1 protein-coding gene and 1 pseudogene are annotated in these 785 nt (G+C 69.3%); both read left to right on the top strand.

Going from position 1 to position 785, the window contains the following annotated elements; genetic code table 11:
* Positions 1–10: 10 nt before the first annotated feature.
* A pseudogene (locus tag IF00_RS48220) lies at positions 11–232 on the top strand (hypothetical protein); the annotation flags it as partial.
* A 49-nt stretch (positions 233–281) separates the two neighbouring features.
* On the top strand, positions 282–785 hold a 504-nt coding region (locus tag IF00_RS46615; RefSeq protein ID WP_280922645.1), incomplete at its 3' end, for an AMP-binding protein.

The raw sequence follows: 785 nt of genomic DNA, 5'->3' as shown, positions 1-785 counted from the left end.
TGACACGGCGGTGGGCGCACCTGGGCTCGGGGATCTGCGGGCGGAGTTCGTGGCTCCGGAGCTGCGGATCGCGAAGTTCGATCTGACCTTCGCGTTCGGTGAGCGGCGTACGGCCGACGGCAGCCCCGACGGGCTCGACATCACCGTGGAGTACGCCACCGACCTCTACGGACCCGAGACGATCACACGTCTGCTCGACCGCATGCTGCTGCTCCTGGAGTCCGCCGCGACCGAACCCGACGCCCGCGTCGGCGCGATGGCGCTGCTCCAGGAGGACGAGCGTGAACAGCTCGCCGCGTGGGCCGGCGCGCGGACCCACGGTCCGGAACTCGTTCGAGGATCAGGTGGTGTCGTACGGGGAGCTGGATGTCTGGTCGAACCGGCTGGCTCGTCATCTGACGGGTCGGGGTGTGGGTCCGGGGGATCTGGTGGGTGTGCATGTGGAGCGTTCGCCGCAGATGGTGGCCGGGTTGCTCGCGGTGCTGAAGGCGGGCGCCGGGTACACGATGCTCGAGCTGAACGGCGTTCTTGAGCAGGTCGCGCCGGCGGCTCTCATCACCCAGACGCATCTGCCGGCGCTGTCCACGAGCGCGGTGGTCGTCGACCTGACGGCTGACATCGCCGAGGTCAGTGGGCTCTCCGGGGCTGCCGTGGAGACGGGCGGATCGCCCGAATCCGTCGCGTGCGTGATGTTCACGTCGGGCTCGACGGGTCTGCCGAAGGGTGTGATGGCCTCGCACCGTGCGCTGGCCGCGACCTTCGTCGGTCCGGACTATCTGGCCTTC

Origin of the sequence: Streptomyces flavochromogenes, assembly GCF_000717595.1 — a bacterium.
Classification (GTDB): Bacteria; Actinomycetota; Actinomycetes; order Streptomycetales; family Streptomycetaceae; genus Streptomyces; species Streptomyces flavochromogenes.
This window is presented reverse-complemented; position numbering and strand designations above follow the sequence as displayed.